The 2,529-nt window shown below is 38.8% G+C and carries 2 protein-coding genes and 1 pseudogene; all 3 read left to right on the forward strand.

Translation table 11 applies throughout. The features are described from left to right. The first annotated feature begins 90 nt into the window (after positions 1-90). A complete protein-coding gene (locus ACJMMI_RS08705; RefSeq protein WP_405354990.1) occupies positions 91-1,263 on the forward strand; it encodes an iron-containing alcohol dehydrogenase in 1,173 nt (390 codons plus the stop codon). 104 nt (positions 1,264-1,367) lie between these two features. After that, positions 1,368-2,036 (forward strand): flavodoxin, encoded by a 669-nt coding sequence (locus ACJMMI_RS08710; RefSeq protein ID WP_405354992.1) that lies wholly within the window; start codon positions 1,368-1,370, stop codon positions 2,034-2,036. Then, a pseudogene (locus tag ACJMMI_RS08715) lies at positions 2,023-2,529 on the forward strand (alpha/beta hydrolase); the annotation flags it as partial. The gene ACJMMI_RS08710 and the pseudogene ACJMMI_RS08715, both read left to right, overlap by 14 nt.

Consider the following 2,529-nt stretch of genomic DNA (forward strand, 5'->3'; position numbering starts at 1 on the left):
TTCCATGGTTATTATCGTTTAGGAGAAAAGGTGGGCAATGCTTTTTCTGACGGTCAGAAACTTAAATAATCGGCATAAAGGAGAATTTCAATGAATAATTTTGTATTTGAAAATTCTACAAAAGTATATTTTGGTGAGGGCTGTGTAAGAGAATACCTCTCTTGCCTGCTCTCCGATTACGGTAAAAATATTATGCTTTGCTACGGTGGTGGCTCTATAAAGAAAAACGGTATTTATGATGAAATTATGACTGTATCGAGCAAAGCCGACAAAGTAGTTATTGAATTTGCTGGTATCCCCTCTAACCCGACCTACGCAAAGGTACTTGAGGGAATTAAGCTTGCAAAGGAAAGCAAGGCAGATTTAATTCTTGCCGTTGGCGGCGGCAGTGTAATGGATTGCTGCAAGGCAATTTCGCTTGGGGCAAAATATGACGGTGACATTTGGAATGACTTCTGGGCAAGACCCGGTGTAATCGACTTTGAGCCGTTGCCGCTCGGATTTGTTGTTACGGTTTCAGGCACAGGCAGTGAATGTAACGGCGGTGCTGTTATTACCAATGAAGAATTAAAAATTAAAACAGGCAGAGATTACGCAAAGCTTAACGCTGATTTTGCTATGCTCGACCCTACCTACACCTACAGCGTACCAAAATTTCAGATGGTATCGGGTGCATTTGATACACTTTCCCACATTATGGAAATCTATTTCAGCGAGCCTGATGAAAGCAATGTGTCGGACGATATATCAGAGGCACTTATGAAAAATGTAATTAAAAATCTGCGTGCAGCCATTGAAAATCCAAAAGCTTACAACGCAAGGAGCAACCTTATGTGGGATGCAACAATGGCAGAAAACCGCATTATAAAACTTGGTAAAAAGACTGACTTTGAGTGTCACCAGATAGAGCACCAGCTTGGTGCATTCACAAATTGCAACCATGGAGCCGGACTTGCCGTATTACACCCGATATATTACAGTCATATTTGTAAGGCAGGCGAAAAGAAATTTGCTCAGTTTGCAACCAATGTATGGGGAATTTCAAAGGACGGCAAAACAAATGAAGAACTCGCAAAATCAGGCGTACAGGCTCTTGCAGACTTCATTAAAGAAATAGGAATGCCGACAACTCTCAAAGAACTTGGCATTAACGAAAATATAAATCTCAAAGAAATAGCTGACTCTTGCGGTATTGTTGGCGGCAGCTACAAAAAAATGACGCACGAAGAAATTCTTGAAATATTTGAGGAGTGTAAGGGTTAATTTTGTTATATTAAATAATTGATAAATTTTTAAAACCTCTTGACTTAAAGTTAGCTTTAAGTGTTATAATCACTACAACAAATAATGTAAAGGAGATTTTAAGTATGAAAAAATTAGCATCAGCAATTTTATCACTTGTATTTGTATTTTCTTTTGCCGCTTGCAGCAACAGCAATTCAAATAGCTCAAGCACTAATACAACTACTCAGTCGCAACAGAGTAATTCAAGTGAATCTTCAAAAACAACAGAAGAAACCTCTGTGAACAATGAAAGCAGCACTGCCGGCAGCAAAACGCTTGTAGTTTATTACTCGGCAACAGGCAGTACAAAAGCGGTTGCCGAAACAATAGCACAGACTGCTAACGCGGATACTTTTGAAATTACACCTGTTGAGCCTTACACAAGTGCTGACCTCGACTGGACAGACAATAACAGCCGAGTTAGTGTTGAGCATAATGACGAAAGCAAGCGAAATGTTGAGCTTACAAATACAACTCCTGACAACTGGGAACAGTACGACACAGTATTTGTCGGCTACCCTATCTGGTGGGGTATTGCGGCATGGCCTGTTGACGGATTCATTACAGGAAATGACTTTACAGGCAAAACAGTCATTCCGTTTTGCACATCTGCTTCCTCAGGTATAGGACAAAGCGGTGAACTGTTAGCTCAGATGGCAGGAACAGGCAACTGGCAGGACGGCAAAAGATTTTCTTCAGGTGCTTCATCAGACGATGTAGCAAACTGGGTAAACGGTCTTGATTTACAGTAAATTTTTGAAAGTTGCTGTTGTGTTTTCGATTGTCAGCATTTCAACTTTATTTTTAGGATGTAATAATATTTCAAACGAAAATAAAACAACTTCACCTGAATCAAAATATGAAACAACTGTTCAATCGGAAACACAAAGCACCATTTCAACAGACAATGATTATAATATTGTCAACGGCACAGAAATATATCGAAATTTTACACTTGATAATATTCTTAAAACCGATAACACATCTGATATTCATTTTAATCTGTATGTTCCTGAAAGCTATAATGCAACTACTCCGTATGCTCTTTATATAACCTTGCCAGGATATGAAGGCTTGTATTTTCAGGGTGTAGGAGTAAATTTACAAAGAGAAAATTTTGCATTTGAAGCTCAGAAATACAATGATAAAATGATTATAGTTGCTCCTCAGTTAAATGGCTGGGATGAAACTTCGGCAGATGAAACAATCATACTTACAGAGTATCTGCTATCAGCATACAACATA

Origin of the sequence: Ruminococcus sp., from assembly GCF_045129435.1 — a bacterium.
Lineage (GTDB): Bacteria > Bacillota > Clostridia > Oscillospirales > Acutalibacteraceae > Ruminococcoides.